Source organism: Streptomyces sp. NBC_01198, assembly GCF_036010485.1.
In the GTDB taxonomy this organism is placed as follows: Bacteria; Actinomycetota; Actinomycetes; order Streptomycetales; family Streptomycetaceae; genus Actinacidiphila.
Map to the genome: position 1 here is coordinate 6,644,099 of NZ_CP108568.1, position 26,636 is coordinate 6,670,734.

26 protein-coding genes are annotated in these 26,636 nt (G+C 73.4%); 19 read left to right on the forward strand and 7 right to left on the reverse strand.

Translation table 11 applies throughout. The annotated features are described in order from the left end of the window. Positions 1-5: 5 nt before the first annotated feature. From OG702_RS29535 to OG702_RS29545, 3 genes are all read right to left on the reverse strand, one after another. The gene (locus OG702_RS29535; RefSeq protein ID WP_327293426.1) at positions 6-707 is read right to left on the reverse strand and encodes a FadR/GntR family transcriptional regulator; all 702 of its coding nucleotides are present in this window, start codon (positions 705-707) and stop codon (positions 6-8) included. 90 nt (positions 708-797) lie between these two features. Next, entirely contained in the window at positions 798-1,610 is an 813-nt protein-coding gene (locus tag OG702_RS29540; RefSeq protein ID WP_327291989.1) for a polysaccharide deacetylase family protein, read from the reverse strand. Positions 1,611-1,761: 151 nt separating this feature from the next. Beyond that, complete coding sequence (locus OG702_RS29545; protein ID WP_327293427.1) at positions 1,762-2,655, reverse strand: 5'-3' exonuclease; 894 nt, start codon at positions 2,653-2,655, stop codon at positions 1,762-1,764. A gap of 75 nt (positions 2,656-2,730) precedes the next feature. On the opposite strand from OG702_RS29545, the gene OG702_RS29550 reads away from it, so the two are divergent. Further along, positions 2,731-3,489 carry a helical backbone metal receptor gene (locus OG702_RS29550; protein WP_327291990.1) on the forward strand — a complete coding sequence of 253 codons (759 nt, stop codon included), beginning with the start codon at positions 2,731-2,733 and terminating at the stop codon, positions 3,487-3,489. Between the two features lie 86 nt (positions 3,490-3,575). Continuing rightward, complete coding sequence (locus OG702_RS29555; RefSeq protein ID WP_327291991.1) at positions 3,576-4,553, forward strand: DUF2510 domain-containing protein; 978 nt, start codon at positions 3,576-3,578, stop codon at positions 4,551-4,553. A gap of 115 nt (positions 4,554-4,668) precedes the next feature. Here the strand turns inward: OG702_RS29555 and OG702_RS29560 are convergent, their stop codons facing one another. After that, positions 4,669-5,871 (reverse strand): amino acid deaminase/aldolase, encoded by a 1,203-nt coding sequence (locus tag OG702_RS29560; RefSeq protein ID WP_327291992.1) that lies wholly within the window; start codon positions 5,869-5,871, stop codon positions 4,669-4,671. 131 nt (positions 5,872-6,002) lie between these two features. Between OG702_RS29560 and OG702_RS29565 the strand changes: the two genes are divergently transcribed. The 4 genes from OG702_RS29565 (at position 6,003) to OG702_RS29580 (ending at position 10,405) form a co-directional block, all read left to right on the forward strand. After that, positions 6,003-7,508 (forward strand): hypothetical protein, encoded by a 1,506-nt coding sequence (locus OG702_RS29565; protein WP_327291993.1) that lies wholly within the window; start codon positions 6,003-6,005, stop codon positions 7,506-7,508. Next, on the forward strand, positions 7,505-8,746 hold the full coding sequence (gene mycP, locus OG702_RS29570) for a type VII secretion-associated serine protease mycosin (RefSeq protein WP_327291994.1): 1,242 nt from the start codon (positions 7,505-7,507) through the stop codon (positions 8,744-8,746). Before OG702_RS29565 ends, mycP begins: the two co-directional genes overlap by 4 nt. Beyond that, a complete protein-coding gene (locus OG702_RS29575; RefSeq protein WP_327291995.1) occupies positions 8,737-9,471 on the forward strand; it encodes an SseB family protein in 735 nt (244 codons plus the stop codon). Before mycP ends, OG702_RS29575 begins: the two co-directional genes overlap by 10 nt. A 139-nt stretch (positions 9,472-9,610) precedes the next feature. Continuing rightward, the gene (locus tag OG702_RS29580; protein WP_442814745.1) at positions 9,611-10,405 is read left to right on the forward strand and encodes an MIP family channel protein; all 795 of its coding nucleotides are present in this window, start codon (positions 9,611-9,613) and stop codon (positions 10,403-10,405) included. A 69-nt stretch (positions 10,406-10,474) separates the two neighbouring features. Here the strand turns inward: OG702_RS29580 and OG702_RS29585 are convergent, their stop codons facing one another. Further along, positions 10,475-10,825 carry a DUF1844 domain-containing protein gene (locus tag OG702_RS29585; RefSeq protein ID WP_327291997.1) on the reverse strand — a complete coding sequence of 117 codons (351 nt, stop codon included), beginning with the start codon at positions 10,823-10,825 and terminating at the stop codon, positions 10,475-10,477. A 355-nt stretch (positions 10,826-11,180) separates the two neighbouring features. Here OG702_RS29585 and infC point away from each other — a divergent pair, with 355 nt between their 5' ends. The 8 genes from infC to OG702_RS29625 all read left to right on the forward strand — a co-directional run bounded on the left by infC (position 11,181) and on the right by OG702_RS29625 (position 20,316). Beyond that, complete coding sequence (gene infC / locus OG702_RS29590) at positions 11,181-11,840, forward strand: translation initiation factor IF-3 (RefSeq protein ID WP_327293428.1); 660 nt, start codon at positions 11,181-11,183, stop codon at positions 11,838-11,840. Between the two features lie 108 nt (positions 11,841-11,948). Further along, positions 11,949-12,143: a 50S ribosomal protein L35 gene (gene rpmI, locus OG702_RS29595; protein WP_327291998.1), complete on the forward strand. Its 195-nt coding sequence runs from the start codon at positions 11,949-11,951 to the stop codon at positions 12,141-12,143. 98 nt (positions 12,144-12,241) lie between these two features. Further along, the gene (gene rplT / locus OG702_RS29600; protein ID WP_033178180.1) at positions 12,242-12,625 is read left to right on the forward strand and encodes a 50S ribosomal protein L20; all 384 of its coding nucleotides are present in this window, start codon (positions 12,242-12,244) and stop codon (positions 12,623-12,625) included. Between the two features lie 141 nt (positions 12,626-12,766). Beyond that, the gene (locus OG702_RS29605) at positions 12,767-13,627 is read left to right on the forward strand and encodes a TrmH family RNA methyltransferase (RefSeq protein ID WP_327291999.1); all 861 of its coding nucleotides are present in this window, start codon (positions 12,767-12,769) and stop codon (positions 13,625-13,627) included. A gap of 42 nt (positions 13,628-13,669) precedes the next feature. Then, positions 13,670-14,851, forward strand: coding sequence for a sensor histidine kinase (locus tag OG702_RS29610; protein WP_327292000.1), 1,182 nt, complete (start codon positions 13,670-13,672; stop codon positions 14,849-14,851). A 161-nt stretch (positions 14,852-15,012) separates the two neighbouring features. Then, positions 15,013-16,134 carry a phenylalanine--tRNA ligase subunit alpha gene (gene pheS / locus OG702_RS29615; RefSeq protein ID WP_327292001.1) on the forward strand — a complete coding sequence of 374 codons (1,122 nt, stop codon included), beginning with the start codon at positions 15,013-15,015 and terminating at the stop codon, positions 16,132-16,134. Then, on the forward strand, positions 16,134-18,617 hold the full coding sequence (gene pheT, locus OG702_RS29620) for a phenylalanine--tRNA ligase subunit beta (protein ID WP_327292002.1): 2,484 nt from the start codon (positions 16,134-16,136) through the stop codon (positions 18,615-18,617). Before pheS ends, pheT begins: the two co-directional genes overlap by 1 nt. Positions 18,618-19,107: 490 nt before the next feature. Next, entirely contained in the window at positions 19,108-20,316 is a 1,209-nt protein-coding gene (locus OG702_RS29625) for a PP2C family protein-serine/threonine phosphatase (RefSeq protein WP_327292003.1), read from the forward strand. Here OG702_RS29625 and OG702_RS29630 read toward each other — a convergent pair. Continuing rightward, complete coding sequence (locus tag OG702_RS29630; RefSeq protein ID WP_327292004.1) at positions 20,253-20,861, reverse strand: TetR/AcrR family transcriptional regulator; 609 nt, start codon at positions 20,859-20,861, stop codon at positions 20,253-20,255. The genes OG702_RS29625 and OG702_RS29630 overlap by 64 nt on opposite strands. 104 nt (positions 20,862-20,965) lie before the next feature. Between OG702_RS29630 and OG702_RS29635 the strand changes: the two genes are divergently transcribed. After that, complete coding sequence (locus tag OG702_RS29635) at positions 20,966-21,838, forward strand: ABC transporter permease (protein ID WP_327292005.1); 873 nt, start codon at positions 20,966-20,968, stop codon at positions 21,836-21,838. Then, positions 21,831-22,670, forward strand: coding sequence for an ABC transporter ATP-binding protein (locus tag OG702_RS29640; RefSeq protein WP_327292006.1), 840 nt, complete (start codon positions 21,831-21,833; stop codon positions 22,668-22,670). The genes OG702_RS29635 and OG702_RS29640 overlap by 8 nt, the downstream gene beginning before the upstream one ends. Before the next feature lie 20 nt (positions 22,671-22,690). On the opposite strand, the gene OG702_RS29645 is transcribed toward OG702_RS29640, so the two are convergent. Beyond that, a complete protein-coding gene (locus OG702_RS29645) occupies positions 22,691-23,548 on the reverse strand; it encodes a 3-hydroxybutyryl-CoA dehydrogenase (RefSeq protein ID WP_327292007.1) in 858 nt (285 codons plus the stop codon). A 170-nt stretch (positions 23,549-23,718) separates the two neighbouring features. On the opposite strand from OG702_RS29645, the gene OG702_RS29650 reads away from it, so the two are divergent. The 3 genes from OG702_RS29650 (at position 23,719) to OG702_RS29660 (ending at position 26,634) form a co-directional block, all read left to right on the forward strand. Then, positions 23,719-24,984, forward strand: a complete 1,266-nt coding sequence (locus OG702_RS29650; protein ID WP_327292008.1) for a glycoside hydrolase family 10 protein — start codon at positions 23,719-23,721, stop codon at positions 24,982-24,984. A 161-nt stretch (positions 24,985-25,145) separates the two neighbouring features. Continuing rightward, the gene (locus OG702_RS29655) at positions 25,146-26,045 is read left to right on the forward strand and encodes an aromatic prenyltransferase (protein ID WP_327292009.1); all 900 of its coding nucleotides are present in this window, start codon (positions 25,146-25,148) and stop codon (positions 26,043-26,045) included. A gap of 121 nt (positions 26,046-26,166) precedes the next feature. Next, on the forward strand, positions 26,167-26,634 hold the full coding sequence (locus OG702_RS29660) for a TetR/AcrR family transcriptional regulator (RefSeq protein ID WP_327292010.1): 468 nt from the start codon (positions 26,167-26,169) through the stop codon (positions 26,632-26,634). Positions 26,635-26,636 lie beyond the last annotated feature (2 nt).

The window sequence follows — 26,636 nt, forward strand, 5'->3', positions numbered from 1 at the left end:
GCCCCTCAGGCCGGGCCCGCAGCCGCGACCAGCCGCGCCAGCGTCGCGGAGAGCTCCGCGTCCAGGAGGTCCGCCGCCTCGCCCACCGCGCCCGAGGCGATCGCCGAGACCAGCGCCGCATGCGCGGCGTCCCCCGTCGCGGGGTCGGCCGCACGCAGGCCGAGAGGATCGGTGAGCTCGGCCAGAGCGTCCCGCAGCACCGGGGCGTACTCGGCGAAGAGTTCGGTGAGCACCGGATTGCCGGCCGCGGCCACGACAGCCGCGTGCAACGCAAGCTCGGCGTCGACGAAAGCCGCGTCGTCCGCTCCCGCGGCGAGCCGCCGTGCGGCGAGGGCCGAGACCATCGCCGCCAGGTCCGCGTCCGTCCGCCGCCGCGTGGCCAGCCGGACCGCCTGCGCTTCGAGCACCGCCCGCGCCTCGTAGACCTCGGCGACAGCCGCCCTCCGCAGCCGCCTGCCGAAATCCTCGTGCGGCTCGGTGGCGATGACGAAGACCCCGGCGCCCTGCCGCGCCCTGACCAGGCCTGCCTCGGCGAGTGCCCGCACCGCCTCGCGTACGGTCGACCGCCCGACGCCCAGGGACGCGGCCAGCGCGGCCTCACCGGGCAGCTTGCCGCCCACCGGCCACTGCCCGCCGAGGATCTGCTCGCGCAGATGCTCCGTGGCCTGCTCGACCAGCGGGCTGGGCCGCAGCGAACCGAGGGGCATCACCATGTCACCTCTCAGGTTGTCTGAGGACTCGATTCCACGGTAACCGCGGTGCCCCCGCGCCGCCCGGCGGGAGCGGCACCCGGCCGGTCAGGGCCGGTAGACCTTCCCCGGCTCCGGCGCCGCGGGCGCGAGCAGCTCCGGCACCGTCACGAAGGTGTAGCCCTGCGCCCGCAGGGCGTCGATGATGCCGGGAACAGCCGGCACTGTGCCCTTGTACAGGTCGTGCAGCAGGATGATGCCGTCCCGGCCGGCGTCCTTGAGTATCCGCTTCTGTATGAGCGCCGAGTCGGTCGTCGCGTAGTCGCTCGCGGTGTCGCTCCACAGCACCTGCGCGAGGCCCAGCTCCTTGCACACCTCGGACACCTTCTTGTCGGTGCGCCCCTGCGGCGGCCGCATCAGGGTGGGCGTCGTGCCGGTCAGCCGCTTCACCTCGCTGTCCAGGTGGTCGAGCTCGGCGCGTATCTGCGCCGGCTTGAGGTCGGTCAGCCGGGGGTGGGTCCAGGAGTGGTTGCCGAGCACGTTGCCGTTCTGCCCCATCTGCCGCACCAGCTCAGGGTATTTGTCGACATGGTTGTGGCCGAGCAGGAAGAAGGTCACCCGTACCTTCTTCTGCGCCAGCACCTTGAGCAGCGCGGGGGTGTGCTCGCTCGGCCCGGCGTCGAAGGTCAGGGCTATGCACTTGGCCTTGCGGCAGTCCACCGCACCGGCCGGCAGCGCCCCCTGCCCGCCGGCCCCGGCCTTGCCGTCGGTGTGTGCGGCCGCCTTGTACGCGGCCTCGCGGGCGCTCTTCGGGGACTGCGCGTCATAGGTGGCGCAGCCGCTCAGCGAGAAGGCCAGAGCGGCTGCCGCGAGCGTGGCGGTCAGCGCGGTCCGCCGGACCGGTCGGGGTGTTTTCGGCATGGCGGATCCTCCGGAGGTCGGCGCCGGGCTGTGTGAACGCTGTGCACCCTGGGGTGCGGCTGACCACTCTACACACCCGCTATACATGCCGCGTATAGCGGGTGAACAGCACCGGAGCCCCCGCGAGCAGGCGCACCGCGAGGGACCGGCCTTACGCCAGCGCGGCGACCAGGCGGGAGAGGGAGCCGCCGAGGCCCCAGCGGGTGGCGAGGGAGGCCAGGGTGTCGGGGGACGCGGGGGTGCGGGGGAGGGCCGGGGAGAAGGCCGGGAGCGGGACGTCCTTCGCGACGGCGACGACCTCCGGGGCGACGTCGAGATAGCCCGCCGCGGCGATGATGTTGCGCCGCCGCGCCGGCGTGAGGCGGGAGAAGGGGTCGACGGCCGCGGCCCGGACCCCGGCGAGGTCGCCGTACTCCGTCACCAGCTGCGCCGCGGTCTTCTCGCCGATCCCCTTCACGCCGGGAAGGCCGTCGCTCGGGTCCCCCCGCAGCGCGGCGAAATCCGCGTACTGCCCGGCCCTTACGCCGTACCGCTCCTCGATCGCCGCCTCGTCGACCACGTCGCAGTCCCCGACGCCCTTGCGCGGGTAGAGCACGCGCACCCCGCGCGCGTCGTCCACCAGCTGGAAGAGGTCACGGTCGCCGGTGACGATGGCCACCGGCCCGGCCGCCGCCGTCGCCAGCGTGCCGATGACGTCGTCGGCCTCGTAACCGGGAACGCCGACCCGGGCGATGCCGACCGCGTCGAGCACCGCCTCGATGACCGGCACCTGCGGGGAGAGCGTGTCGGGCACCTCCTCCGTGCCCTCGGTCTCCTCGGCGACGCGATGCGCTTTGTACGACGGGATCAGGTCCACCCGCCACTGCGGGCGCCAGTCCGCGTCCATGCAGGCGACGAGGCCGGCGGGGGAGTGGTCGGTGACCAGCCGGGCGATGAAGTCCAGCAGCCCGCGCACCGCGTTGACCGGCGTGCCGTCGGGCGCCTTCACCGATTCGGGCACGCCGAAATACGCACGGAAGTACAGGCTCGCGGTGTCGAGCAGCAGCAGCTTGCCGGGGTTCTGGTCGGTCACCGCGCCAGCATCGCACGCACCACCGACAGCGGGCCGTACGGTGGGCCGATGGCTCACCTGAACCGGGGGCGCGGCTGCGCCGTACGCCGTGTCGTCTCGCTCGTGCCCTCGCTCACCGAGGCGGTCGCCGTGACCGCGCCGGGCCTGCTGGTCGGCGCGACCGACTGGTGCACCCACCCGGCGGACCTGGACGTCGTCAGGATCGGCGGCACCAAGAACCCGGACGTGGCGGCGGTCGCCGCGCTGGAGCCCGACCTCGTGGTGGCCAACGAGGAGGAGAACCGCCCGGCCGACCTGGACGCGCTGCGTGCGGCCGGCCTGGCCGTACTGGTCACCGAAGTGCGCTCGCTGCCGCAGGCGTTCACCGAGCTGGACCGGATGCTCACCGAGGGCTGCGGCCTCGAACGCCCCGGCTGGCTCGACGCGGCCGAGGCTGCCTGGCGGGACCTGGCGGCGCCGGCGCCGGCGCTGCGTGCGGTCGTACCGATCTGGCGGCGCCCGTGGATGGTGCTGGGCCGCGACACCTTCGCGGGCGATCTGCTCGGCCGGCTCGGCGTGGCCAACGCGTACGCCGGGCACGCCGAGCGCTACCCCCGTATCGCACTGCCCGATCTGCTGGCCGCGCGCCCGGATCTGGTCGTGCTCCCCGACGAGCCCTACCGCTTCACCGCCGACGACGGCCCCGAGGCCTTCCCCGGCCTCCCCGCCGCCCTGCTGAGCGGGCGCCATCTGACCTGGTACGGCCCCTCCCTCGGCACCGCTCCCGCGGTCCTGGGCGGCGCGCTCGCCGCGGCGGCCGCGGGCTGAGCGACCCCGCGGCCGCGGCGGGCGGGCGCGGGACGGGGCGTCGCCCGCTTACGGGATTCTCATGCGGGGGCCATAGGGTGACCGCCGTGACGACGACGACCCCGCCCGGCTGGTATCCAGAACCCGGGCACACAGGCAACGGCCCGGCGATGGAACGCTGGTGGGACGGATCCGCGTGGACGGAGTACACCAGGACCGCCCCGGTCCAGCAGGCAGCGCCGCAGGTGTACCCGGGTTACCCGGGCGATCCCGGCTACCCGGGGTATCCCGGATACCCGGGCGACGGCAAGGGCGCCCCCGGCGGCAAGCGCACCGGGACGATGGTGATCGCGCTGGTCGCCTCCCTGGTCCTGATAGCGGCGATCGTCGCCGGTGTCCTGGTCCTGGGCAAGGACGACGGCAAGAGCGACGCGAAGTCCGCGCCCACGCCCACGCACACCGGTGGCAGGGTGCCGGGACCGGCACCGCGGCCGTCGGACGGCGGCAGCGGCGGCTCCGACGACTCGCCCCGCGGCGACGGCAAGTCGGCCATCGACGCCTACGACGCGATCAGCCTTCCGGTGCTCGACGGCTGGACGGGATCGTCGGGCTCCACCGGCGCCAACCTGTCCATCGGCCCCTATCCCTGCCCCGGCAGCGCCGGCGGCACCTGCTCGCTCGGCGGCGTCTCGGCGGAGCCGACGATCGCCGAGGAGATCACCGCCACCTCGGCGGAGCAGGCCGCCAAGCAGGACATCACCAAGAACGCCTCGGACTCCTACAACGAGGACACCTACGGCGCCACCACCTCGCACGAGCAGGTCAAGGCCGGTGCGGTGACCGTGGCCGGGCAGCAGGGCTACCTGGTGCGCTGGAAGGTCGTGACGAAGTCCGGCACCAACGGCTACGTCGAGTCGCTGGTCTTCCCCTCGCCCACCACCAAGCAACTGGTGCTGGTCCGCTTCGGCTTCGACATCACCGCGAAGGCGCCGGGGGCCGACGTGATCGACCAGATCACCCAGGGCATCAAGTCCGACACCAGCAAGGGCAGCGGCAGCACCGGGGGCACCGGCACCGGCGTCTGAGTGCCGCCGTCACGCCGGCCGCCACCCTGCCTGCCCGTCGCCAGCGGTCGCGCCCGACCGCGGCGGCGGGCGGGGCCCCGCGTGGCCGCGCGCCGGAGTCCGGCGCGCGCCACGCTCACAGGAAGGTCTTGCCCTCGCCGCGGTAGGTCGGCACCACCGCTGTCACCGTGTCGCCGTCGATCAGGTGCAGTTCGGCGAACCGCTCGCACATCTCCCCGGCCTTCGCGTGCCGGAACCACACCTTGTCGCCGATCAGCAGGTCGTCGGCCGCCGACCCCAGCAGCGGGGTCTGCACCTCGCCCGCGCCCTCCTGCGGGTCGTAGCGCAGCCCCTCGGGCAGATACGGCTCAGGCAGCCGGTCGCGGCCCGGCGCACCGGACGCCGGGTAGCCGCCGCCGAGCACCGTCACCACGCCGACGCCTGGCCGCCGTACCACCGGCTGCGCGAAGAGCGCGGCCGGACGGCCGCGGAAGGAGGAGTAGTTGTCGAACAGCCGCGGCAGGTACAGACCGGAACCCGCCGCGATCTCGGTGACCGCGGACTCCGCGGCGGTGTGCTGCACGCTCCCGGTGCCGCCGCCGTTGACGAACTCCAGACCCGGCTCGACCGCCCGCACCGCCCGTACCGCCTCGGCGCGGCGCACCGCGAGCTCCTTGCGGGCCGCGGACTGCATCAGCCGTATGGCCAGCGAGCGCACCGGGCGTCCCGACACCGCGTCGCCGACGCCGGCCACATGACCCTCGTAGGCCATGATGCCGACCAGCCGGAAACCCGGCCGGGCGGTGATCGTGCGGGCCAGCGCCGCCAGCGCCTCCGGGTCGTGCAGCGAGGAGCGCAGCGCCCCGATACGCAGCCGGCCGGCCAGTTTGCGCAGGCAGGTGTCGAGTTCGAGGCAGACCCTGACCGTCTCGGTGCCCGCCCCGCGGGCCGCGTCGATCAGGTCGAGCTGCGCCACGTCGTCGACCATCACCGTGACCGCGGCGGCGAGTTTGGGGTCGGCCGCCAGTTCGCCGTAACCGGCGCGGTCCGCCGAGGGGTAGGCGAGCAGCACGTCGGTGAAGCCGGCCCTCGCCAGCCACAGCGACTCGGCGAGCGTGTACGACATCAGGCCGGCGAAACCGTCGTGCTCCAGGGCGCGTTCCAGCAGGGCGCGGCACCGCACCGACTTGGTCGCGATCCGGATCGGCTTGCCCCCGGCCCGTCGGGCCAGGTCGGCGGCGTTGGTGTCGAAGGCGTCGAGGTCCACGACGGCGAGAGGGGCGTCGAGATGGGCGGTGGCCCGGTCGTACCGGGTGCGGTCGGCTGCGCGCTCTGACATGGCCGCAGCTTGCCAGACCTGGCCTACCGAGCGGTAGGCCCGCGGCGCCCCGCCCGCGGGAACCATAGGCCCCAGCCACCCCGTAGAGTGACGCGGAAGCCGCAAGCACAGGTCATACGAGGGGGCCCCGGGTGAGCACCGGAGTGGACAACGGAGAACCCCCGGCGTCTCCCTTCCCCACCCTCCCCCCGCGTACGCCCCGGCAGGACCAGGGCCGGGACGCGGACCGTACGACCCCGCCGCCGCCGCGGCACCGGCCCGTCCCGCCGCCGCCCAACCCGGCGACCCGCCTGTCGGACCCGGCCGACACGGACCCCGACCCGGACCCGCGGGGCGACCTGCCGCCCGGGGCGCCTGCCGTCCCGCCGCCGCCCTCGGTGCCGCCGCCTGCCGCCGCGCCCGACGCCGGTGCGCCGCCCCCGACTTCGGGCCCGGCCATGGCGCGGGATCCCCTCGCGGTGCCCCCGCGGCCGGCGTCGCCGCCGCCTCCGCCGCGGACCCCGCCGCCACGTACCGCCGCGTCGTCGGCCTCGCACGTCGCCCCGCCCGAGCCGCCGCCCATCGCCCCGCCCCGGCCGCGTGCCGGGGCCCGGGCGGCGGCGCCGGACGCGCCCCCCGTCCCGCCGCCGCCGGCGCACCCGCCGCTGCCGGTGACGGTCACCCCGCCGCCCGCTGCCGCGCCTCCACCGCCCCGGGTGCCGCCCGGGCCAGTACCGCCGGCGCAGCCTGCGCGGACGGCGCCGCTGGCGCCGCCGTCCGCCGCGCCCCCGCAGGGCGCGCCGCGGCGGACGCGCGCCACCAGGGGCGCCGTGGCGGTGTGCGTCGTGCTCGGGCTCGGGCTGATCGGCGGCGCCATCGCCGGCGCCGCGATCGACCACGGCCCGCACGCCGTCCCGCAGGCGGCGCCGGGCAGCGCCGCGGAGTTCGGGAAGGCGCGGCAGGTGTGGCACAGCGCACCGGTCGACACGCTCTTCCCGCCGGCCGTGACCGGCAAGGGCGCAGGACCGGGCGGTGCGGACCGGACGTGGACCCGGATCGGGGTCGCAGCGCCGAGCGGCTGCACGGGCGCGTTCGACCCGCTGCTCGACCAGGTGCTGTCGTCCGCCGGCTGCCTGCGCCTGCTGCGGGCGACCTACGTCGACCGCACCTCGACCACCGTCACCACGGTGGGCCTGCTCGTCACGTCGGCCGACGCCGCCGTCATGCAGGCGCTCAGCCGGCGCTGGACCGCGGAACACCTCGGCGACCGCGTCGACCTGATACCGCGTCCGGTGGCCTTCCCCGGCACGCCCGCCGCCCGCTTCGGCACCGCGCAGCGCGGCAGCTGGGACGTCCAGGTCTCCGCCGACCGGCCCTTCGTGGTCTACGCCGTGAGCGGCTTCGCCGACGGCCGGGCGGTGTCCAGCCCGCAGCCGGCGTCCCTCGCCACGGCCGCGGGCGCCACCACCGCCGTCGCCCAGGCGGGCCTGGGCAACGACGCCGGCGGCCTGGCCAGGGCCGTCGACGACCGGCTGACCGCGACCGTGACCGCCGAGCTGCGCCCGGCCCCCACCGCCGGGACACCGTCCACCCCCGGCGCGAAGAAGACCCCCGGTAGGAAGAAGACCCCCGGCTCCGGGACGGAGACGCACCGATGACCCGCCGCACCACCCCGCCGGTCCGGCTGGCGGCCGTCGTCACGGCCGCCGCCGCCCTCCTCGCGGTCGGCGGCGGGCCCGCCGCCGCGGACACCATCAGGGATCGCGAGTGGGCGCTGGCCGCCCTGCACGCGCAGAAGGCCTGGCAGACCAGCAAGGGCGCGGGCGTCACCGTCGCGGTGCTCGACACCGGGGTGGACGCCACCCACCCCGACCTGACGGGCCAGGTCCTCACCGGCAAGGACCTGGTCGGTTTCGGCGCCGCCCGCGGCGACAGCGCATGGGCCAACCACGGCACCGGCATGGCCGCGATCATCGCCGGCCACGGTCACGGCCCCGGCGACAGCCGGGGGGTGCTCGGCATCGCACCCGAGGCCAGGATCCTGCCCGTACGGGTGATCCTGGAGGAGAAGGACCCGCAGCGCGACAAGGCGAGGAAGAGCCGCGGCAGCGCCCTGCCCGAGGGCATCCGGTGGGCCGCCGACCACGGCGCAGACGTCATCAACCTCTCGCTCGGCGACGACAGCGCGACCGCCGCACCCGTCGCCGCCGAGGCCGACGCCATCCAGTACGCCCTGGACAAGGGCATCGTGGTGGTCGCCTCCGCGGGCAACAGCGGCGACAAGGCGGACCGCTCCTCCTACCCCGCGGCCTACGTGGGGGTGATCGCGGTGGCCGCGGTCGACGAGAGCGGCGGCCACCCGGCCTTCTCCACCCACCGCTGGTACGCCTCGGTCGCCGCGCCGGGTGAGGACGTGGTGATCGCCGACCCGAACCGCAAGTACTACGACGGCGTGGGCACCAGTGCCGCCTCCGCCTACGTCTCCGGCACGGTCGCGCTGCTCAGGTCGGCCTACCCCAAGCTGAGCCCGCTGCAGATCAAGCAGGTGCTCCAGGAGACCACCCGGCACAAGCCGAAGGGCGGCAGGAGCGACGAGCTGGGCACCGGCGAGATCGACCCGGCCGCCGCGCTCGCCGCGGCCGCCAAGCTCACACCGGGCCCGCTGAAGCCCGCCGCGGTGAGCTATCCGCACCGCTACTTCGGCTCAGGGCCGGATCCCGCCGCGGTGCCGGCCCCCGGGTCGAGCGTCCTCGGCAACGGTGTCGCCGCCGCGTTCGGCGCGGCCGGGGCGGTACTGGTCGCGCTGGCCGCGCTGCTCTGGTTCCGGCCGCGGCGGCCCGCGCCCGCGGCGGAGGCCGCCGTGCCGCAGCCGGATAGGGTGCCTCAGTGGCGCTGAAGAACATCCCCGACCCCGGTTACGCCGACGACGACGGTTCCGCCGACCCCGCCCTGGCCGCGGCCCTCGCCGCATGGGCCGCCGACCGCGGGGCGGAGGCAGCGGTGGTCGAGGCGCTGCACACCGCCAGGCTGCTGGTCCCGGTGATCGCCGTGCTGGGCGAGGCGGAGACCGGTGCGGACGGGCTGCGCCGGGAGAAGAGCAGCGACATGGCGGTGCCGACGATCCAGGCACCGGACGGCCGGCGGGCGCTGCCCGCCTTCACCTCCACCGCGGCGCTGGCCCGCTGGCGCTCCGACGCCCGGCCGGTCGCCGTACCGCTGCACCAGGCGTTGCAGGCGCTCGCGCACGAGCAGGCTGACACCCTGCTGATCGACCTCGCCGGGCCGGTCGCGTACGAGCTGACCGGGTCCGCCCTGCGGACCGCCGCCCTCGGCCCGGGCTGCGGCGCACCGCTGGAGGACCCCGCGGTGCGGGCGGCGCTGCGGGCCGCGGTGGCCGCGGAGCCCGGCGTGGCGCGGGCCCACCTGACACCCGGTACCGGCAGCGACGGCACCCTCGGGGTGGTCCTCGCGCCCGGCGCAGACGTGGCACGCACCGGGCAGGCGCTCGCCGCCGCCCTCGCCGCCGACGACACCTTGCGGGCCGGCCTGCGGCAGGGCATCGACCTGGCGCTGCTGCCGCCGGACGCCACGCTGCCGGGCGAACCGCTCTTCACCCGCTGACCGGCCGCCGGACCGCCCGGACCTGCACGGCACGCTGTTCCCGCACCGAAACGGCCTCCACCCGAGATGTGCGTCTCACCCGGTAGGCCGAGAATGCGAGAGCAGACCCGAGATCATCGCCGTGGAGGTCCGGATGGACATGCGAACGATCACCGAGAAGATCACCGAGAATCGGACGCCCCAGGACGAGCGGGCGTTCGCCTGCGAATTCCTCGGCACCCTTGTGCTGGTCTTCTTCGCGGTGGGCGCGGCCGTCCTCTCCGGCCAGTTCATCGGCACGCTGGGCATCTCGCTCGCCTTCGGCCTGGTCCTGCTGGCCATCGCCTACGCCATCGGCCCGATCTCGGGCAGCCACGTCAACCCGGCGGTCACCCTGGGCATGCTGGTCGCCCGCCGGATCACCCTGCGCACCGCGGTCGAGTACTGGATCGCGCAGTTCCTCGGCGCCATCGTGGGCGCCGCCCTGCTGCTGCTGGTCGCCGAGCAGGTGCCCGACCTGCGCACCCACGCCGCCTTCGGCACCAACGGCTACGGCTACCGTTCGGCGGTCGGCATCAACATCTTCGGCGCCTTCGTGGCCGAGATCATCCTGACGTTCCTGCTGGTCTACGTGTTCCTGGCGGTCACCCAGCGGATCGCGGTGATCGGCTTCGCCGGGCTGCCCATCGGCATGGCGCTGGCCGCGGCCAACCTGATCGGCATCCCGCTGACCGGCACGGGCGTCAATCCGGCCAGGAGCTTCGCGCCGGCACTCTTCGCCGGCGCTCCGGCGCTGACACAGGTGTGGCTGTTCCTGGTCGCGCCGCTGGTCGGGGCGGTGCTCGCGGCCCTGATCCACGAGGTCACCCACCCGGCGATCGCCGCGGTCCAGGCGGCCAGGGCGGCGGCGGCCGAAGCGGAGACGGCGGCCCGGGCGGTCGGCGAGCAGGGCTGACCAGGGGGCATGGCGCGGGCGAGCGGGGCCGACCTGCGGTGCGGTGCGCGGGGGCCGGAGCCCCGGCGGTCAGCCGAAGACCGGGCCGGTGAGCTTCTCGCCCGGCCCCTTGCCGGGCTCGTCCTGCACGACCGACGCCTCACGGAAGGCCAGCTGCAGCGACTTCAGCCCGTCCCGCAGCGGCGCCGCGTGGAAGGTGCTGATCTCGCCGGCGCTCGCGGTGACCAGGCCGGCCAGCGCCTGGATGAGCTTGCGGGCCTCGTCGAGGTCCTTGTGCTGGGTGCCCTCCTCGGCCAGGCCGAGGTTCACCGCCGCCGCGCTCATCAGGTGGACGGCCACCGTGGTGATCACCTCGACGGCGGGCACGTCCGCGATGTCGCGGGTCATATCGTCGAAGCCGGGGGCTGGTGCGTCGCTCATGCCGACACGATATGCCCCGTCCGGCCGATTACGGCCCTCGGCCCCGCGCTGGTATGCTGGGGGAACGACCGGTCGGACATCAGTGTGTCCGACCATCAAGTGGAGGCTCCGATCTCCCACCTGGTCGGCCGGAAGGCCGACGGGTTCCGGTCAGACGGTGAGCATCGGCAGCAGTCCGATGGGCATCGTCCGATGCGCCCCGCGGAATAACGCGGCGGTGCTCCCGGTTGTGAGGAGCCCCGCCTGTGTCCCGTACGGGGCGTTTTCTGCGCCTTGGGTACGGGTCGGTCGGACGAAGACAGACTCAAGCGCGGCTGTCGGCCAGTCAGCCGCGTGGTGCAACCGAGGAGGCCCCATCAGCGCCGAGCCCCGCATCAACGACCGGATTCGCGTTCCCGAGGTGCGACTTGTCGGTCCCAGTGGCGAGCAGGTCGGCATCGTGCCGCTTGCCAAGGCCCTGGAGCTTGCGCAGGAGTACGACCTCGACCTGGTCGAGGTAGCGGCGAACGCACGTCCGCCCGTGTGCAAGCTCATGGATTACGGGAAGTTCAAGTACGAGTCGGCCATGAAGGCCCGTGAGGCGCGCAAGAACCAGGCGCACACGGTCATCAAGGAGATGAAGCTCCGGCCGAAGATCGACCCGCACGACTACGACACCAAAAAGGGTCACGTCGTCCGGTTCCTCAAGCAGGGCGACAAGGTCAAGATCACGATCATGTTCCGTGGTCGCGAGCAGTCCCGGCCGGAGCTCGGCTACCGGCTGCTGCAGCGGCTCGCGGAGGACGTCCAGGACCTCGGCTTCATCGAGTCGAACCCGAAGCAGGACGGCCGGAACATGATCATGGTTCTCGGTCCGCACAAGAAGAAGACCGAGGCCATGGCCGAGGCCCGCGAGGCGCAGGCCGCCCGCAAGGCGAGCCGTCAGGGCGACGCCGCGGGTGACGCGACGGACACGGACACGGATGCGGACGTGGACGCGGACGCGCAGGTCGAGGCCCCGGCCGACGCCGGCTGAGACGAAGAACATCCCGGAGCCCCCGGCTCCGGGTCGGTAATGCAGGACTGACGCTCTCCGTGCGCCCTCGGGCGGACGGGAGGCCAGCGACGAGGAGACGACGGCGCCATGCCGAAGAACAAGACGCACAGCGGTGCGAGCAAGCGCTTCAAGATCACCGGCTCCGGCAAGGTGCTCCGCGAGCGTGCCGGCAAGCGCCACCTGCTCGAGCACAAGCCGTCCAGCAAGACGCGCGCCCTGACCGGCACGGTCGAGGTGGCCAAGTCCGACGCCAAGAAGATCAAGAAGCTGCTCGGCAAGTGACGGCCGTGCCCCCGCCGGGGCGCACCGTCCCTGGCCGGGAGTCCATTCGCTTTCGGGCCGCGTGAGTACGACCGCGGTCCCCTAGAAGGAGTTATCAAGTGGCACGCGTCAAGCGGGCAGTCAACGCCCAGAAGAAGCGCCGGGCGATCCTGGAGCAGGCCAGCGGTTACCGCGGGCAGCGTTCGCGCCTGTACCGCAAGGCCAAGGAGCAGGTCACCCACTCCCTGGTCTACAACTACAACGACCGCAAGAAGCGCAAGGGCGACTTCCGTCAGCTGTGGATCCAGCGCATCAACGCCGCTGCCCGCGCGAACGGCATCACCTACAACCGCTTCATCCAGGGCCTGAAGGCCGCCAACGTCGAGGTGGACCGCAAGATCCTCGCCGAGCTGGCCGTCAACGACGCCAACGCCTTCGCGGCGCTGGTCGAGGTCGCGCAGAAGGCGCTGCCCGCAGATGTGAACGCCCCGAAGGCGGCGTGAGGCTGCGCGTCGAGCGCAGTGCGGTTCTCCGGACCCGCGGGTGGTCGTGACGCCCGCGGGTCCTTCGCTGTCCGCCACCCCGCAGCCGCTCCGTCTTTCCGCCGGACGCGGCGTCGGAAAGACCCAGGAGCAGGCACCCTGATGGGCACTACCCCCGAGCTGACCTCGCTGCGTTCCGCGCGGGTCACCGCAGCCCACCGGCTGGCCCGGCGCAGCTTCCGCGGCAAGGAGCGGCGCTTCCTCGCCGAGGGCCCGCAGGCCGTACGGGAGGCCGTCGCGCACCCGGGAGGACCCGCCGGGCGCACCCTGGTCGAGCTGTACGCCACGCCCGAGGCCGCCGAGCGGCACGCCGACCTGCTCGCGGCGGCCCGGCAGGCGGGGGCGCCGGTGCTGACCGCGACGCCCGAGGTCATGGCGGAGATCTCCGACACCGTCACCCCGCAGGGTGTCGTGGGCCTGTGCCGCTTCCTGGACACCCCCTTCGCCGAGGTCCTGCGCGCCCGGCCCCGGCTGGTCGCCGTGCTGGCCCACGTCCGCGACCCCGGCAACGCCGGCACCGTCCTGCGTTGCGCGGACGCGGCCGGCGCCGACGCGGTGGTGCTCACCGACGCCTCGGTCGACCTCTACAACCCCAAGGCGGTGCGCGCCTCGGCCGGCAGCCTGTTCCACCTGCCGGTCGCGGTCGGGGTGCCGGTCCAGGACGCGGTGGCCGGGCTGCGGGCCGCGGGCGTACGCGTACTGGCCGCCGACGGCGCCGGGCAGCGTGACCTGGACGCGGAGCTGGACGCGGGCACGCTGCGGGCCCCCACCGCCTGGCTCTTCGGCAACGAGGCGTGGGGCCTGCCCGAGGAGACCAGGGCGCTCGCCGACGAGGTGGTGCGCGTCCCCATTCACGGGCGCGCGGAAAGTCTCAACCTCGCTACGGCCGCCGCTGTGTGCCTCTACGCCTCCGCTCGTGAGCAGCGTGCGCCCGCAGGGTGCCGCAGCGTGACCTCCAGCTAGTAGGGTGGCGGCCCTGGGGGACCCTGAGAGGGGGTGGCGCGCATGGGTGTCACGGCGCGAAGGAACGGCGCGCACAGCGCGCCGGCCGTCCTGCCCGCGGATCGCCGGGAGCCACCGGGGACCGGGCAGGACCAGGCGGCAGAACCGTACGCCACCACCGCGGAATGGTGCGGCCTGCACCCCGACGACCTGCCCGACGGGCTGCTGGTCGCCGACCACACCGGACGGGTGGTCTGCTTCAACGCCGCCGCGGCCCGCATCACCGCGCTGCGGCCGCAGGACGTACTGGGGCTGCCCGTGGAGCAGGCGCTGCCGCTTGAGGACCTCGAAGGCCGCCGCTGGTGGGCGCTGACCGACCCCTACGGCGGCCTGGCGATCCGGGCGGGCCAGCCCGAGCGCAATCTGCTGCTGCCCGGCGGTCGCGAGGTGCTGGTCGCCGCGCGCTACGTCCGCGAGCGGCCGACCGGGCCGGTGCGCCGGCTGGTGGTCACCCTGCGCGGCACCGACGCCCGGCGGCGCACCGAGCGCAGCCACGCCGAGCTGATCGCCACCGTCGCCCACGAACTGCGCTCGCCGCTGACGTCGGTCAAGGGCTTCACCGCGACGCTGCTGGCGAAGTGGGAGCGCTTCACCGACGACCAGAAGAAGCTGATGCTGGAGACCGTCGACGCCGACGCCAACCGCGTCACCCGGCTGATCGCCGAACTGCTGGACATCTCCCGCATCGACTCCGGCCGGCTCGAAGTACGCCGCCAGCCCGTGGACCTGGCCGCCGCCGTGCAGCGGCATGTCGACGCGCACGTCGCGGCCGGCCAGCGGCCCGACCGGTTCAGCGTGCGGGTCGGGCAGCCGCTGCCCGCGCTGTGGGCCGACCCTGACAAGATCGACCAGGTGCTCGGCAACCTGCTGGAAAACGCGGTGCGGCACGGCGAGGGCACTGTCATCATCGAGGTGGGACCCTCGTACGCAGCCGGCGACCGGCGGTCCACCGGCACGGCGGTCACCGTGAGCGACGAGGGGCCAGGCATCCCGGAGGAGTCCATGAGCCGCGTGTTCACCCGCTTCTGGCGGGGCAGCAAGCGCGGTGGCACGGGCCTTGGCCTCTACATCGTCAAGGGCATCGTCGAGGCGCACGGCGGCACCATCGCGGTCGGCAGGGCCGCGGGCGGCGGCGCCGAATTCCGATTTATCCTGCCCGTCGGGGCGCCCGCGTTCATGGCCTGAGACGGCCGCACCGCGCAGGCCCCGGTCGGGCTCACCGTAAACCGCCGGTCCTCGCGGCCCCAGTAGACTCGTGCCCTGGCATGTGTCCGGTCGGGCAGAGCCTCCACCGGAAGGTCGGCGCGCGAGGCGCCCCCACATCATCCATTTCGGAACGGGAAGAGATGTCGGCACCGAATAAGTCGTACGACCCTGTCGAGGTCGAGGCGCTCAAGCCCGACGCGATCGAGCGGATGCGCACCGACGCACTCGCCGCCATCGCGGCCGCCGGCGACCTCGAAGCGCTCGCGCACGTGAAGACCGCGCACACCGGCGGCGGCTCGCCGCTGGCGCTGGCCAACCGCGAGATCGGCGCCCTGCCCCCGCAGGCCAAGGCCGAGGCGGGCAAGCGGGTGGGCCAGGCCCGCGGCGCGGTCAACCAGGCGCTGGCCGCCCGGCAGGCGGAACTGGAGGCGGACCGCGACGCGCGGGTGCTGGTCGAGGAGGCCGTCGACGTCACGCTGCCCTACGACCGCCGCCCGGCCGGCGCCCGGCACCCGCTCACCACGCTGTCGGAGCGCATCGAGGACATCTTCGTGGCCATGGGCTACGAGGTCGCCGAGGGCCCCGAGGTCGAGGCCGAGTGGTTCAACTTCGACGCGCTGAACTTCCCCCCCGACCACCCGGCCCGCGAGACCCAGGACACCTTCTTCGTCGAGGGCCCCGGCGGCAGCAGCGAATCCGGCGTCGTGCTGCGCACCCACACCTCGCCGGTGCAGGTCCGCGCCCTGCTGGAGCGCGAGCTGCCCGTGTACGTGATCGCGCCGGGCCGCGTCTACCGCTCCGACGAGCTGGACGCCACCCACACCCCGGTCTTCGCACAGGTCGAACTGCTCGCGGTGGACGAGGGCCTGACCATGGCCGACCTCAAGGGCACGCTTGACCACATGGTGGTCTCGCTGTTCGGCGAGGGCATGACCACCCGGCTGCGGCCCAACCACTTCCCCTTCACCGAGCCTTCCGCCGAGATGGACATGCTCTGCTACGTCTGCCGCGGCGCCTCGGTGGGGAACCCCGACCGCCCCTGCCGTACCTGCTCCTCCGAGGGCTGGATCGAGCTGGGCGGCTGCGGTGTCGTCAACCCCCGGGTGCTCACCGCCTGCGGTGTCGACCCGGAGAAGTACAGCGGCTTCGCGTTCGGCTTCGGCATCGAGCGGATGCTGATGTTCCGCCACAACGTCGAGGACATGCGAGACATCGTCGAGGGTGACGTGCGCTTCACCCTCCCGTTCGGGATGGAGATCTGATGCGGGTCCCGCTTTCTTGGCTGCGGGAGTACGTCGACCTGCCCGCCGGAGTCACCGGCCGCGACGTCCAGGCCAAGCTCATTTCCGCCGGCCTGGAGGTCGAGACCGTCGAGCAGCTCGGCGCCGGCCTCAAGGGCCCGCTGGTCGTCGGCCGGGTGCTGACCGTCGAGGAGCTGGAGGGCTTCAAGAAGCCGATCCGCTTCTGCACCGTCGACGTCGCCGACGCCAACGGCAGCGGCGAGCCGCAGGAGATCGTCTGCGGCGCCCGCAACTTCGCCGTCGGCGACGACGTCGTGGTGATCCTGCCCGGCGGCGTGCTGCCTGGCGACTTCCAGATCTCGGCCCGCAAGACCTACGGCCACACCTCGCACGGCATGATCTGCTCCGCCCGCGAGCTGGGCATGGGCGACGACCACGACGGCATCATCGTGCTGCCGCCCGGCTCCGAGCCCGGCACCGACGCGGTCGAGCTGCTCGAACTGGTCGACGAGGTGCTGGACATCGCGGTCACCCCCGACCGCGGCTACGCCCTGTCGCTGCGCGGGGTGGCCCGCGAGGCCGCCATCGCCTACGGGGTGCCGCTGCGCGACCCCGCGCTGCTCGACGTGCCCGCGCACAACGGCGAGGGCTACCCGGTACGGATCGCCGACCCGGCCGGCTGCGACCGCTTCACCGCCCGCACGGTCACCGGTCTCGACCCCGAGGCCCACTCGCCGATCTGGCTCCAGCGGCGGCTGCAGAAGGTCGGCATGCGGCCCATCTCGCTCACCGTCGACGTCACCAACTACGTGATGTTCGAGCTGGGCCAGCCGCTGCACGCCTACGACCGGTCGCGGCTCGACGGACCGATCGGCGTACGCCGCGCACAGCCCGGCGAGAAGCTGACCACCCTGGACGGCGCAGAACGCGTCCTCGACCCCGAGGACCTGGTCATCACCGACGAGTCCGGCCCCATCGGGCTGGCCGGCGTGATGGGCGGCGCGCACACCGAGATCGCCGACGGCGGTTCGACCGACGTCGTCATCGAGGCCGCGCACTTCGCGCCGATCCCGATCGCGCGCACCTCCCGGCGGCACAAGCTCGGCTCCGAGGCGTCCCGCCGCTTCGAACGCGGCACCGACCCGCTCACCACCTCCGCCGCCGCCCAGCGCACCGTCGACCTGCTGGTCGGCCTGGCCGGCGGCACCGCGGAGCCCGGCGTCACCGAGATCGTCGCGCCGTCCGAGCCGCGCGTCATCGCGATGCGCGCCGACCACCCCGACCGGGTGGCCGGCACCGAATACGGCCGGGAGACCGTCGTACGCCGCCTCCAGGAGATCGGCTGCGACGTGCTGGGCGGCGACGAGCTGGCCGTCACCGTGCCGTCCTGGCGCCCCGACCTCAGCTACCCCAACGACCTGGCCGAAGAGGTCATCAGGCTCGAAGGCTACGAGAACCTGCCGTCGACCCTGCCGCAGCCGCCCGCAGGGCGCGGCCTGACCGAGTCGCAGCGGCTGCACCGCCGCGTCGGCCGCGCACTGGCCGGCGCCGGCTACGTCGAGGCGCCCAGCTACCCCTTCCTCGGCGCGGAGTCCTTCGACCAGCTCGGCCTGGACGAGGACGACGAGCGGCGCCGTACGGTACGGCTCGCCAACCCGCTGGACGACACCGAGCCGGCGCTGCGCACCACGCTGCTGCCCGGGCTGCTCGGCACGCTGCGCCGCAACGCGGGGCGGGGCGCGCACGACCTGGCCCTCTTCGAGACGGGCCTGGTCTTCCTGCCCACCGGCGAGCAGACAGTGCCGCCGCGGCTGCCGGTCGACCGGCGGCCCACCGACGAGGAGATCAGCGCGCTGCAGGCCGCGCTGCCCGAACAGCCCCTGCGGGTCGGCACGGTGCTGGCCGGAGCGCGCGAACTCCCCGGCTGGTGGGGCGCCGGCCACCCCGCGACCTGGGCCGACGCGATCGAGGCCGCGCGGACCGTCGCCCGCGAGGCGGGCGTCACCCTGACCGTACGGGCCGGGCGTTACGCGCCCTTCCACCCCGGGCGGTGCGCCGTCCTGCTGGCCGGCGAGCAGGTCGTCGGCCACGCCGGGGAACTGCACCCGAGGGTCACCAAGGCCTTCGGGGTGCCCGAGCGGACCAGCGCCATGGAGATCGACCTGGACCTGGTCGAACGGGCCGGCGGCGAACGCGCCGGCGGGCCGCGGGTCTCGACCTTCCCCGTCGCCACGCAGGACGTCGCCCTGGTGGTCGCCGCGGACGTGCCGGCCGCCGAGGTCGAGGAGGCGCTGCGCGCGGGAGCGGGTGAACTGCTCGAATCGGCCCGCCTCTTCGACATCTTCACCGGCCCGCAGATCGGCGAGGGCCGCAAGTCCCTGGCGTACGCGCTGCGCTTCCGCGCGGCCGACCGCACGCTGACCGCGGAGGAGGCGTCCGGGGCGCGTGACGCGGCCATCGCCTCGGCGACGCGCCGTACGAACGCCACCCTCCGCGGCGCCTGACCCCACCCCCCGGGGAGGGGGACGACCCCCTCCCCGGCCCCCTGCGCCACAGTCGTGCCTGAGCGCGCAGTTCCCCGCGCCCCCGGGGTGGTGGCTGCCGTCCTGTACCTGTCGGTCGCCGGTGGCTGAGCGCGCAGTTCCCCGCGCCCCTGATGGCTTGCCCTCCGCGCCAGAGAGGCCGCCGCCACCCTTCGGCGACGGCAGACGCCCCGCCAGGGGCGCGAGGAACTGCGCGCCAAGCCACGACGGCGGCAAGGGCAGCAACGCCACAGCAAGTGGCAACCCCTCAGGGGCGCGGGGAACGGCGCGACCAGCCACGACAGGGCGGCCGGCGGGCGGCCGGCGGGCGGCCGGCGGGAGGGGGAAATTCGGCGCATCCCCGGAGGGAATTCGCTCGATCGGGTGACCCGTCCGAACGCGATGGGCGCGGCGCCGAGCCGCCCGGTAAGAATCGGGGGGACGCGAAGAGCCGCAAAGGGGAGCCGGCCGCATGAGCCTGATGCGAACCATCCGCGGCCTGAGCCGCAGAAGCCGCACGTGCTGGGTGCCCTTGTGCGCGGCCTGGGTCGCCGCCACCGGCATCCTCGCCTGGCAGGTGCCGCACGGCACCGACGTGCTGCCCGCCCTCGCGGTGACCCCGGCGCTGAGCGCCGCGAGCGGCGCGCGCCGCCGGGCCGTCCTGGCCAGCGGCACCCTCGCGCTGGCAGCGCTGTGCACCGACCTCGCCGACGACTCCGTCGGCATCTCGGGCCCGGCGGCCGGCGCCGCCTGCACCGTGCTGGCCGTGATAGCCGCGGGCATGTCCATCGCGGGCCGCCGCAGCACCATGTCCGCCGAGCTGGCCAGGACCCGGGAGATCGCGGTCGCCGCGCAGCACGTCCTGCTGCGGCCGCTGCCGCAGGAGGTGGGCGGCGTCGCGGTGAGCGGCGAGTACCTGTCGGCGAGCCACGGCGCCAGGGTCGGCGGCGACTTCTACGAGGTGCTGGCCACCCCGTTCGGGGTGCGCGCGCTGATCGGGGACGCGCGGGGGCACGGCCTGCCCGCGATCGGCCTGGTCGCGGCGCTGCTGGGCAGTTTCCGGGAGGCCGCGCACCACGAGGCGGAGCTGTCCGGCGTGGTGCACCGCCTGGACGGTGCCATGCACCGCCACCTGAGCGGGCGCGCGCCCGGCGAGGACGTGACCGCGGAGGAGTTCGCCACCGTCCAGCTGGTGCAGCTCGCCGAGGACGGCGACCTGCTGGCGGTCAACTGCGGCCACCCGCCGCCGTATCTCCTGGGGCCGCGGAGCGGCCAGCTGGCGCTGGGCGAGCCGCTGCCGCCGCTGGGCCTCTTCGACCCGCTGCGTACGGAGGTCTCCGTGTGCCACGGCAGGCTGGACCCGGGGGAGGGACTGCTCCTCTACACCGACGGCGTGGAGGACGCGCGCGACCGGGCCGGCCGGTTCTTCCCGCTGCCCGACACGCTGGCCGCGCTGGCGGCCTCCCGGGTGTGCGGACCCGAGGTCGCCGCCAGGCTACGCGCGGAGATAGTCGACCACACCGGCGGCCGCGGCGCCGACGACGTCGCTCTCCTCGTGCTGAGCCGCGCCCCGCAGGCCGCGGCGATCCGCGGTCGGGTGACGTCGCCGCCGTCCCGTCAGCCGGACGCCAGCGCGGCGACGGTGGCCGACGCCAGCGCGTCCAGCCCGGCCGGGCTGTAGGTGCCGCCGAGGACGGCCTGCCGCCAGTAGAGGGGGCCGGCCAGCAGGTCGACGGCGAGAGCGGGATCCGTACCGGCGGGGATCTCGCCGCGGGCGGCGGCCTGCCCGAGCACGGCGGCGACGATCCCGCCGTGCGCCTCCCGCAGGGCGTTGTGCAGCGCCTGGGCGAGCTCGGGGCTGCGGGCGGCCTCGGCCAGCAGGTCGGGAAGGATCTGCGCGACCAGCGGATGCCGCAGCGCCCGCGCGCTGACGTCGAGCATGGCGCGTACGTCCCCGAGCAGGGACCCGCTGTCCGGCACTGGCAGGCCCTGCGCGGCCAGCGCGGGCACCACGTCCAGGACCAGCGGCAGCTTCGAGTGCCAGCGCCGGTAGACCGCGGCCTTGCCCACGCCCGCCCGGCGGGCGATGCCCTCCATGGACATCCGCGCGTAGCCGACCTCCGCGAGTTCCGCGAGGACCGCGGCCCTGATCGCCTCGGTGACGTCGGTCCGGAGGACGGCGGCGCCCGCGGGGGGCCTGCGGGGAGCGGGATCGGCTGCGGTCATGCGGGCGAGCCTATCGCGACGGAACGGTTGCGTTCCGGCGCGTGCGGCCGTTAGGGTCGACGCGACGATACGGACCCGTTCCGTCGTACTCACGGAGGTCGCCCATGCCCGCTCCCACCCCCCTCGCCGCCCTCGCTGCCGCCCATGGGCTCAGCGTCAGCGGCGCCCGGCCCACCCTGGTGGAGTACACCAGGCGGCTGTGGGGCCGCCGGCACTTCATCGACGAGTTCGCCAGGGCGCGCACCGCCGCCCCGTACACCCAGGCCAGGCTCGGCCAGCTGTGGCAGGTCGGGACGCCGCTGCTGAACGCCGCGGTCTACTTCCTGATCTTCGGCGCGCTGCTCGGATCCGGCCGCGGAGTGCCCGACTACATCCCCTTCCTGTGCACGGGGATCTTCGTCTTCACCTTCACCCAGTCGGCGGTGCTGGCCGGTGCCCGTTCGCTGACCGACAACATCGGGCTGGTCAGAGCCCTGCACTTCCCGCGCGCCGGGCTGCCGCTGGCCGTCACCCTGATGCAGCTGCGGCAGCTGCTGCTGTCCCTCGGGGTGCTCGCGGTGATCATCGTGGTGAGCGGCGTGCCGGTCACCGTCCGCTGGCTGCTCGCGGTGCCCGCGCTGGCGCTGCAGACCGTCTTCACCGCCGGATGCGCGCTGGCCGTGGCCCGCATCGGCGCCCGCACCACCGACTTCGCCCAGCTGCTGCCCTTCGCGGTCCGCAGCTGGATGTACGCGTCCGGGATCTTCTACGACCTCTCCCGGATCACCGCACGCGTCCCGCACCCGGTGGCGCTGGCGCTGGACGCCAACCCGGCACAGGTCTACGTCGCGCTGATGCGCTACGCCCTGATCGACAGCGTCACCCCCGGCCGACTGCCGGCGCACGTGTGGCCGCTCGCGCTGATCTGGGCGACGGTGGCGGGGTGTGCGGGATACACGTTCTTCTGGTCGTCCGAGGAGGAGTACGGACGTGGCTGAACAGTCCGCAGGAGAGGCCGCAGAGCAGTCGCAGGCCCAGCGGGAGACCGCGGCGCGGCCCGCGCTGCCGCCGGGCGTGCCGACCGTCGTGGTCGACGGCCTGCATGTCGTCTACCGGATCTACGCCGCGGGCGCCGGCCACGGCAGCGCCACCGCCGCGCTGCGCCGCATGGTGCTGCGGCAGGGCTCGCCCAGCGTGCACGACGTGCACGCGGTCAAGGGCGTGAGCTTCACCGCCTACCGCGGCGAGGCCATCGGCATCATCGGCTCGAACGGCTCGGGCAAATCCACCCTGCTCAAGGCCATCGCGGGCCTGCTCCCGCCGGACCGCGGCCGGGTCTACACCGACGGCCAGCCGTCGCTGCTCGGCGTGAACGCGGCACTGATGAACGACCTCACCGGCGCCACCAACGTGGTACTCGGCGGCCTGGCGATGGGCATGTCGCAGGAGGAGGTGCGCTCGCGCTACCAGGGGATCGTCGACTTCTCCGGGATCAACGAGAAGGACGACTTCATCTCGCTGCCGATGCGCACGTACTCCTCCGGCATGGCGGCCCGGCTGCGCTTCTCGATCGCCGCGGCCAAGAACCACGACGTGCTGATGATCGACGAGGCGCTGGCCACCGGCGACCGGGCCTTCCAGCGCCGCTCGGAGGAACGCATCCGGGAGCTGCGCAAGGAGGCCGGCACCGTCTTCCTGGTCAGCCACAACAACAACTCCATCCGCGACACCTGCGATCGGGTGCTGTGGCTGGAGAAGGGCGAGCTGCTGATGGACGGGCCCACCGACACCGTGATCAAGGCCTACGAGGCGGAGACCGGCGGCGGCTGAGCCCGCGGGGCCACCGGCCGTCAGTACGGGTAGAAGCCCGCGCCCGACTTACGGCCGAGCCGCCCGGCGTCCACCATCCGCTGCAGGATCGGCGGGGCGGCGTACAGCGGCTCCTTGTACTCCGTGTACATCGAGTCGGCGATGGCGGCGACGGTGTCGAGGCCGATCAGGTCGGACAGCTTCAGCGGGCCCATCGGGTGGGCGCAGCCCATCTCCATGCCGTTGTCGATGTCCTCGCGGGTCGCGATGCCCGACTCGTACATCCGGATCGCGGACAGCAGATACGGCACCAGCAGGGCGTTCACCACGAAACCCGAGCGGTCCTGGGCCCGGATCGCGTGCTTGCCGAGCACCTCCGTGACGAGGTGCTCGGCCCGCTTGAGGGTGTCGCTGCCGGTGGTGAGCGCCGGGATCAGCTCGACCAGCGCCTGCACGGGCGCCGGGTTGAAGAAGTGGATGCCCAGCACATGGTCCGGGCGGGAGGTCGCCACCGCCAGCCTGACCAGCGGGATCGACGAGGTGTTGGAGGCCAGGATGGCGTCCTCCCGGGTCACCACCTGGTCGAGCACCCGGAAGATGTCGGTCTTGACCTGCTCGTTCTCCACCACGGCCTCGATCACCAGATCGCGGTCGGCGAACTCGCCGAGGTCGGTGGTGAAGCTCAGCCGGCCAAGCGCGGCATCGCGCTGCTCCGCGGTGATCTTGCCGCGCTCGGCTGCCTTGTCGAGCGAGTGCGTGAGCCTGGTCCTGCCCAGCTCCAACGCCTCGCCCGTGGTCTCCGCCACCCGGACGTCGAGCCCTGCCTTCGCGCACACCTCGGCGATGCCCGACCCCATCTGGCCCGCGCCGACCACTCCGACGCGCTCGATGTCACTCACTCGACCAGCCCTTCGCAGCTTCCCGTTGACCGGACAGACGTTACCGGTGTGCGGACCCCGGGATCCCCGGGGGCGCCGGCCGGCGGGGGCGGGCGCCCGTCCCCGGCCGGTTCGGCGGCGGGCGGGGCGGGCAGGGATGGGCGGTGGTGACCCATGGTCAGGAGGCAGGAATGGACAGGGACAGGCTTTCGCGCAGAGCGCTCACCGCGGCGGCCGCCGGCATGGCCGCCGCGACGGCGCTGCCGCCGGCCACCGCAAAGGCGGCGGCCGGCAGCGCCCGCGCCGGACGTGGTGGGCGGCCGCGGCCGCACCGGGAACTGCGCGGCATGTGGATCGCGACGGTCGCGAACACCGACTGGCCGTCCGCCCCGGGCCTGCCGCCCGACGTGCAGCGGCAGGAACTGATCGACCTGCTCGACCTGGCCGTCGAGCGGCGGCTGAACGCGGTCATGTTCCAGGTGCGTCCCACCGCCGACGCGTTCTGGCCCTCGCCCTACGAGCCGTGGGCCGTGTATCTGACCGGGGTCCAGGGACGCGACCCCGGCTGGGACCCGCTGGGCACCGCGGTGCGCGAGGCACACCGCCGCGGCCTGGAACTGCACGCCTGGTTCAACCCCTACCGGGTGGCCAACAGCGCCGACCCGGGCCTGCTCGCCCCCACCCACCCGGCGCGCGTGCACCCGGAGTGGACGGTCGTCTACGGCGGCAAGCTGTACTACAACCCGGGGCTGCCCGAGGTCCGCCGCTTCGTGCAGGACGCGATGCTCGACGCGGTCCGCCGCTACCCGGTCGACGCGGTCCACTGGGACGACTACTTCTACCCCTACCCGGTCGCCGGCCAGGTCTTCGACGACGACGACGCCTACGTCCGGTACGGCGCCGGCTTCACCGACCGCGACGCCTGGCGGCGGCACAACACCGACCTGCTGGTGCGCGAGACCGCCGTGCGTATCAAGGCCATCCGCCCGCGGACCCAGTTCGGCATCAGCCCCTTCGGCGTGTGGCGCAACGCCGCCACCGACCCGCTCGGTTCGGCCACCACCGCGGGCGTCCAGACCTACGACGACCTGCACGCCGACACCCGCGGCTGGGTCCGGCGGGAGTGGATCGACTACATCGTGCCGCAGGTCTACTGGAACGTCGGCTTCGCCGCCGCCGACTACGGCGTGCTCGTCCCGTGGTGGGCCGATGTCGTCGCCGGCACCCGGGTGCGGCTGCACATCGGGGAGGCGCTGTACAAGGTCGGCGATCCGGCGCAGCCCGCGGCCTGGCAGGACCCCGGGGAACTGCTCAGGCACCTGGACCTCTGCGCCGGATATCCGGAGGTCTGGGGGAACGTCTACTTCTCCGCCACGCAGGTCCGCGCCGACCCCCTGGGGGCCATGACCCTCATCCAGGACCGCTATGCGCGGCGCGGCGGGCAATGGGTCCGTTAGAACGCACGCCGGGAGCAAGCCCTCGGATCAGGTCCAATCCGTACACCACTTCACAGAAAGCAGCCTTAGTCAGGGCCTCCTCGTCACCAAGCCGATGCCAAGCGGAGTGGGCTAAATTTGTGGCGCACGCCGTGTACGCCGGCTGACTCACGGAGGAGTTTATGCCAGAAGCCATTGGATTGGACAAGGTCTGTTCCGCGATAGAAGAAACGGCCCGGCTCCTGGATGTGCCGTGTTCACCCGACCGGATATCGCAGGACCTGAAGGCGTTCGGGGACGATCTCCCCGACGCGCACCTGGTTTTCAGTATGGCGGGCGGCGAACGCCACGGCGGGGAGCTCGACTTCGACTTCTCGGTGCCGCCCAGGGGGGCGAATCCGTATGCCACCGCACTGGCGGAAGGCCTTGTCACGGAGACCGACCACCCCGTCGGCTCGCTGCTGTCGGAAGTCCAGGACCGCTTCGGCATCGCAAGTTATGGAGTCGAGTACGGAGTCGTCGGCGGCTTCAAGAAGTCCTATGCCTTCTTCCCGCTCGACGATCTCCCGCCGCTGGCGAAGTTCGCCGACGTCCCGTCCGTACCGCCTGCCCTTGCCGAGTACGTGGACATGCTGACGGGACTGGGTCTTGACGACAAGGTGTCGATCATCGGGCTCAACTACGCCAAGCGGACGCTGAACGTGTACTTCGCCGCGGCAGCCCTGGAGACGGAGGCCAAGCTCTCGGTGTTGCGCGCGTTCGGGTTCCCCGAGCCGGACGCAGCCGTCTCGGAGTTCGTCGAGCGGTCCTTCTCCATATATCCCACCTTCAACTGGGACTCGACGGCCGCCGAGCGGATCTGCTTCTCCGTGAAGACGCAGAACCCGAAGGAGCTGCCCGCTCCTTCCGACCCGGGGATCGAGAAGTTCGCGTCCGGCGTACCCCAGGTGTATTCCGGTGACCGGGAGTTCGTCTCCGCCGTGGCGCTGACGCCGTCGGGCGAGGCGTATTACAAGCTCGCCGCCTACTTCCAGAAGGCGCGCGAGTCGTCGAAGGCCGCCTTCGCGGCCAAACCGCACTGATGGTGCGTGACAGGCCGAACTGACGCCGGGGCCGGCGTCGCACGCCTGGCAAGTTGATGTCAAGCGGGACGGGTGACCGTCCCGGCAGAATCCCATTTTGGAATCCGGAAGGGGAACACGCATGTCCACAGCCATTGAAGTGGAAGAGTCGTCGGCCGTCATCACGGCGTACGGACAGGCATTTGCGAAGGCCGGAGCGGCGGCTTTCAACGGGCCGCGCGACAAGCTCGGCGAGACGATAGTCAGGCTCACTCTGGAATTCTTCGAGGACGCCGAGTGGCAGCCGAAGCTCATCCAGACGCTGCGTACGGCCAACACCAGCAAGGAGGGCGCGGAGCAGTTCGGCAACCTGTTCTCCGCCCAGGTCTTCGCGCAGGCGGGCGTGGCGCTCAACGACGCCCCGCTGAGCCTCGACGAGCTCGCGGACAAGCTCGGCATCAATCCGCTGCGGATCAACTCGTCGGCCGCGCAGCTCTGGGGCGTGTTCCTGTTCCGCTACGTCCTCGGCGTGCAGCCCATCGCCTCGGCGTCCGTGGACCAGATCGTCGAGATCGTCGCGCCCACCATCCAGCGCTACATCGTCGGCTAGCG

What these genes read in the sequence shown, in the direction of transcription:
- OG702_RS29605 (WP_327291999.1), top strand. Translation starts at nt 12,767, where the DNA reads ATGGGCACTACCCCCGAGCTGACCTCGCTGCGTTCCGCGCGGGTCACC.
- OG702_RS29650 (WP_327292008.1), top strand. Translation starts at nt 23,719, where the DNA reads ATGGACAGGGACAGGCTTTCGCGCAGAGCGCTCACCGCGGCGGCCGCC.
- OG702_RS29635 (WP_327292005.1), top strand. Translation starts at nt 20,966, where the DNA reads ATGCCCGCTCCCACCCCCCTCGCCGCCCTCGCTGCCGCCCATGGGCTC.
- OG702_RS29610 (WP_327292000.1), top strand. Translation starts at nt 13,670, where the DNA reads ATGGGTGTCACGGCGCGAAGGAACGGCGCGCACAGCGCGCCGGCCGTC.
- OG702_RS29625 (WP_327292003.1), top strand. Translation starts at nt 19,108, where the DNA reads ATGAGCCTGATGCGAACCATCCGCGGCCTGAGCCGCAGAAGCCGCACG.
- OG702_RS29540 (WP_327291989.1), bottom strand. Translation starts at nt 1,610, where the DNA reads ATGCCGAAAACACCCCGACCGGTCCGGCGGACCGCGCTGACCGCCACG.
- OG702_RS29560 (WP_327291992.1), bottom strand. Translation starts at nt 5,871, where the DNA reads ATGTCAGAGCGCGCAGCCGACCGCACCCGGTACGACCGGGCCACCGCC.
- OG702_RS29585 (WP_327291997.1), bottom strand. Translation starts at nt 10,825, where the DNA reads ATGAGCGACGCACCAGCCCCCGGCTTCGACGATATGACCCGCGACATC.
- OG702_RS29630 (WP_327292004.1), bottom strand. Translation starts at nt 20,861, where the DNA reads ATGACCGCAGCCGATCCCGCTCCCCGCAGGCCCCCCGCGGGCGCCGCC.
- OG702_RS29580 (WP_442814745.1), top strand. Translation starts at nt 9,611, where the DNA reads ATGCGAACGATCACCGAGAAGATCACCGAGAATCGGACGCCCCAGGAC.
- rpmI (WP_327291998.1), top strand. Translation starts at nt 11,949, where the DNA reads ATGCCGAAGAACAAGACGCACAGCGGTGCGAGCAAGCGCTTCAAGATC.
- OG702_RS29550 (WP_327291990.1), top strand. Translation starts at nt 2,731, where the DNA reads ATGGCTCACCTGAACCGGGGGCGCGGCTGCGCCGTACGCCGTGTCGTC.
- pheT (WP_327292002.1), top strand. Translation starts at nt 16,134, where the DNA reads ATGCGGGTCCCGCTTTCTTGGCTGCGGGAGTACGTCGACCTGCCCGCC.
- OG702_RS29660 (WP_327292010.1), top strand. Translation starts at nt 26,167, where the DNA reads ATGTCCACAGCCATTGAAGTGGAAGAGTCGTCGGCCGTCATCACGGCG.
- OG702_RS29655 (WP_327292009.1), top strand. Translation starts at nt 25,146, where the DNA reads ATGCCAGAAGCCATTGGATTGGACAAGGTCTGTTCCGCGATAGAAGAA.
- pheS (WP_327292001.1), top strand. Translation starts at nt 15,013, where the DNA reads ATGTCGGCACCGAATAAGTCGTACGACCCTGTCGAGGTCGAGGCGCTC.
- mycP (WP_327291994.1), top strand. Translation starts at nt 7,505, where the DNA reads ATGACCCGCCGCACCACCCCGCCGGTCCGGCTGGCGGCCGTCGTCACG.
- OG702_RS29535 (WP_327293426.1), bottom strand. Translation starts at nt 707, where the DNA reads ATGCCCCTCGGTTCGCTGCGGCCCAGCCCGCTGGTCGAGCAGGCCACG.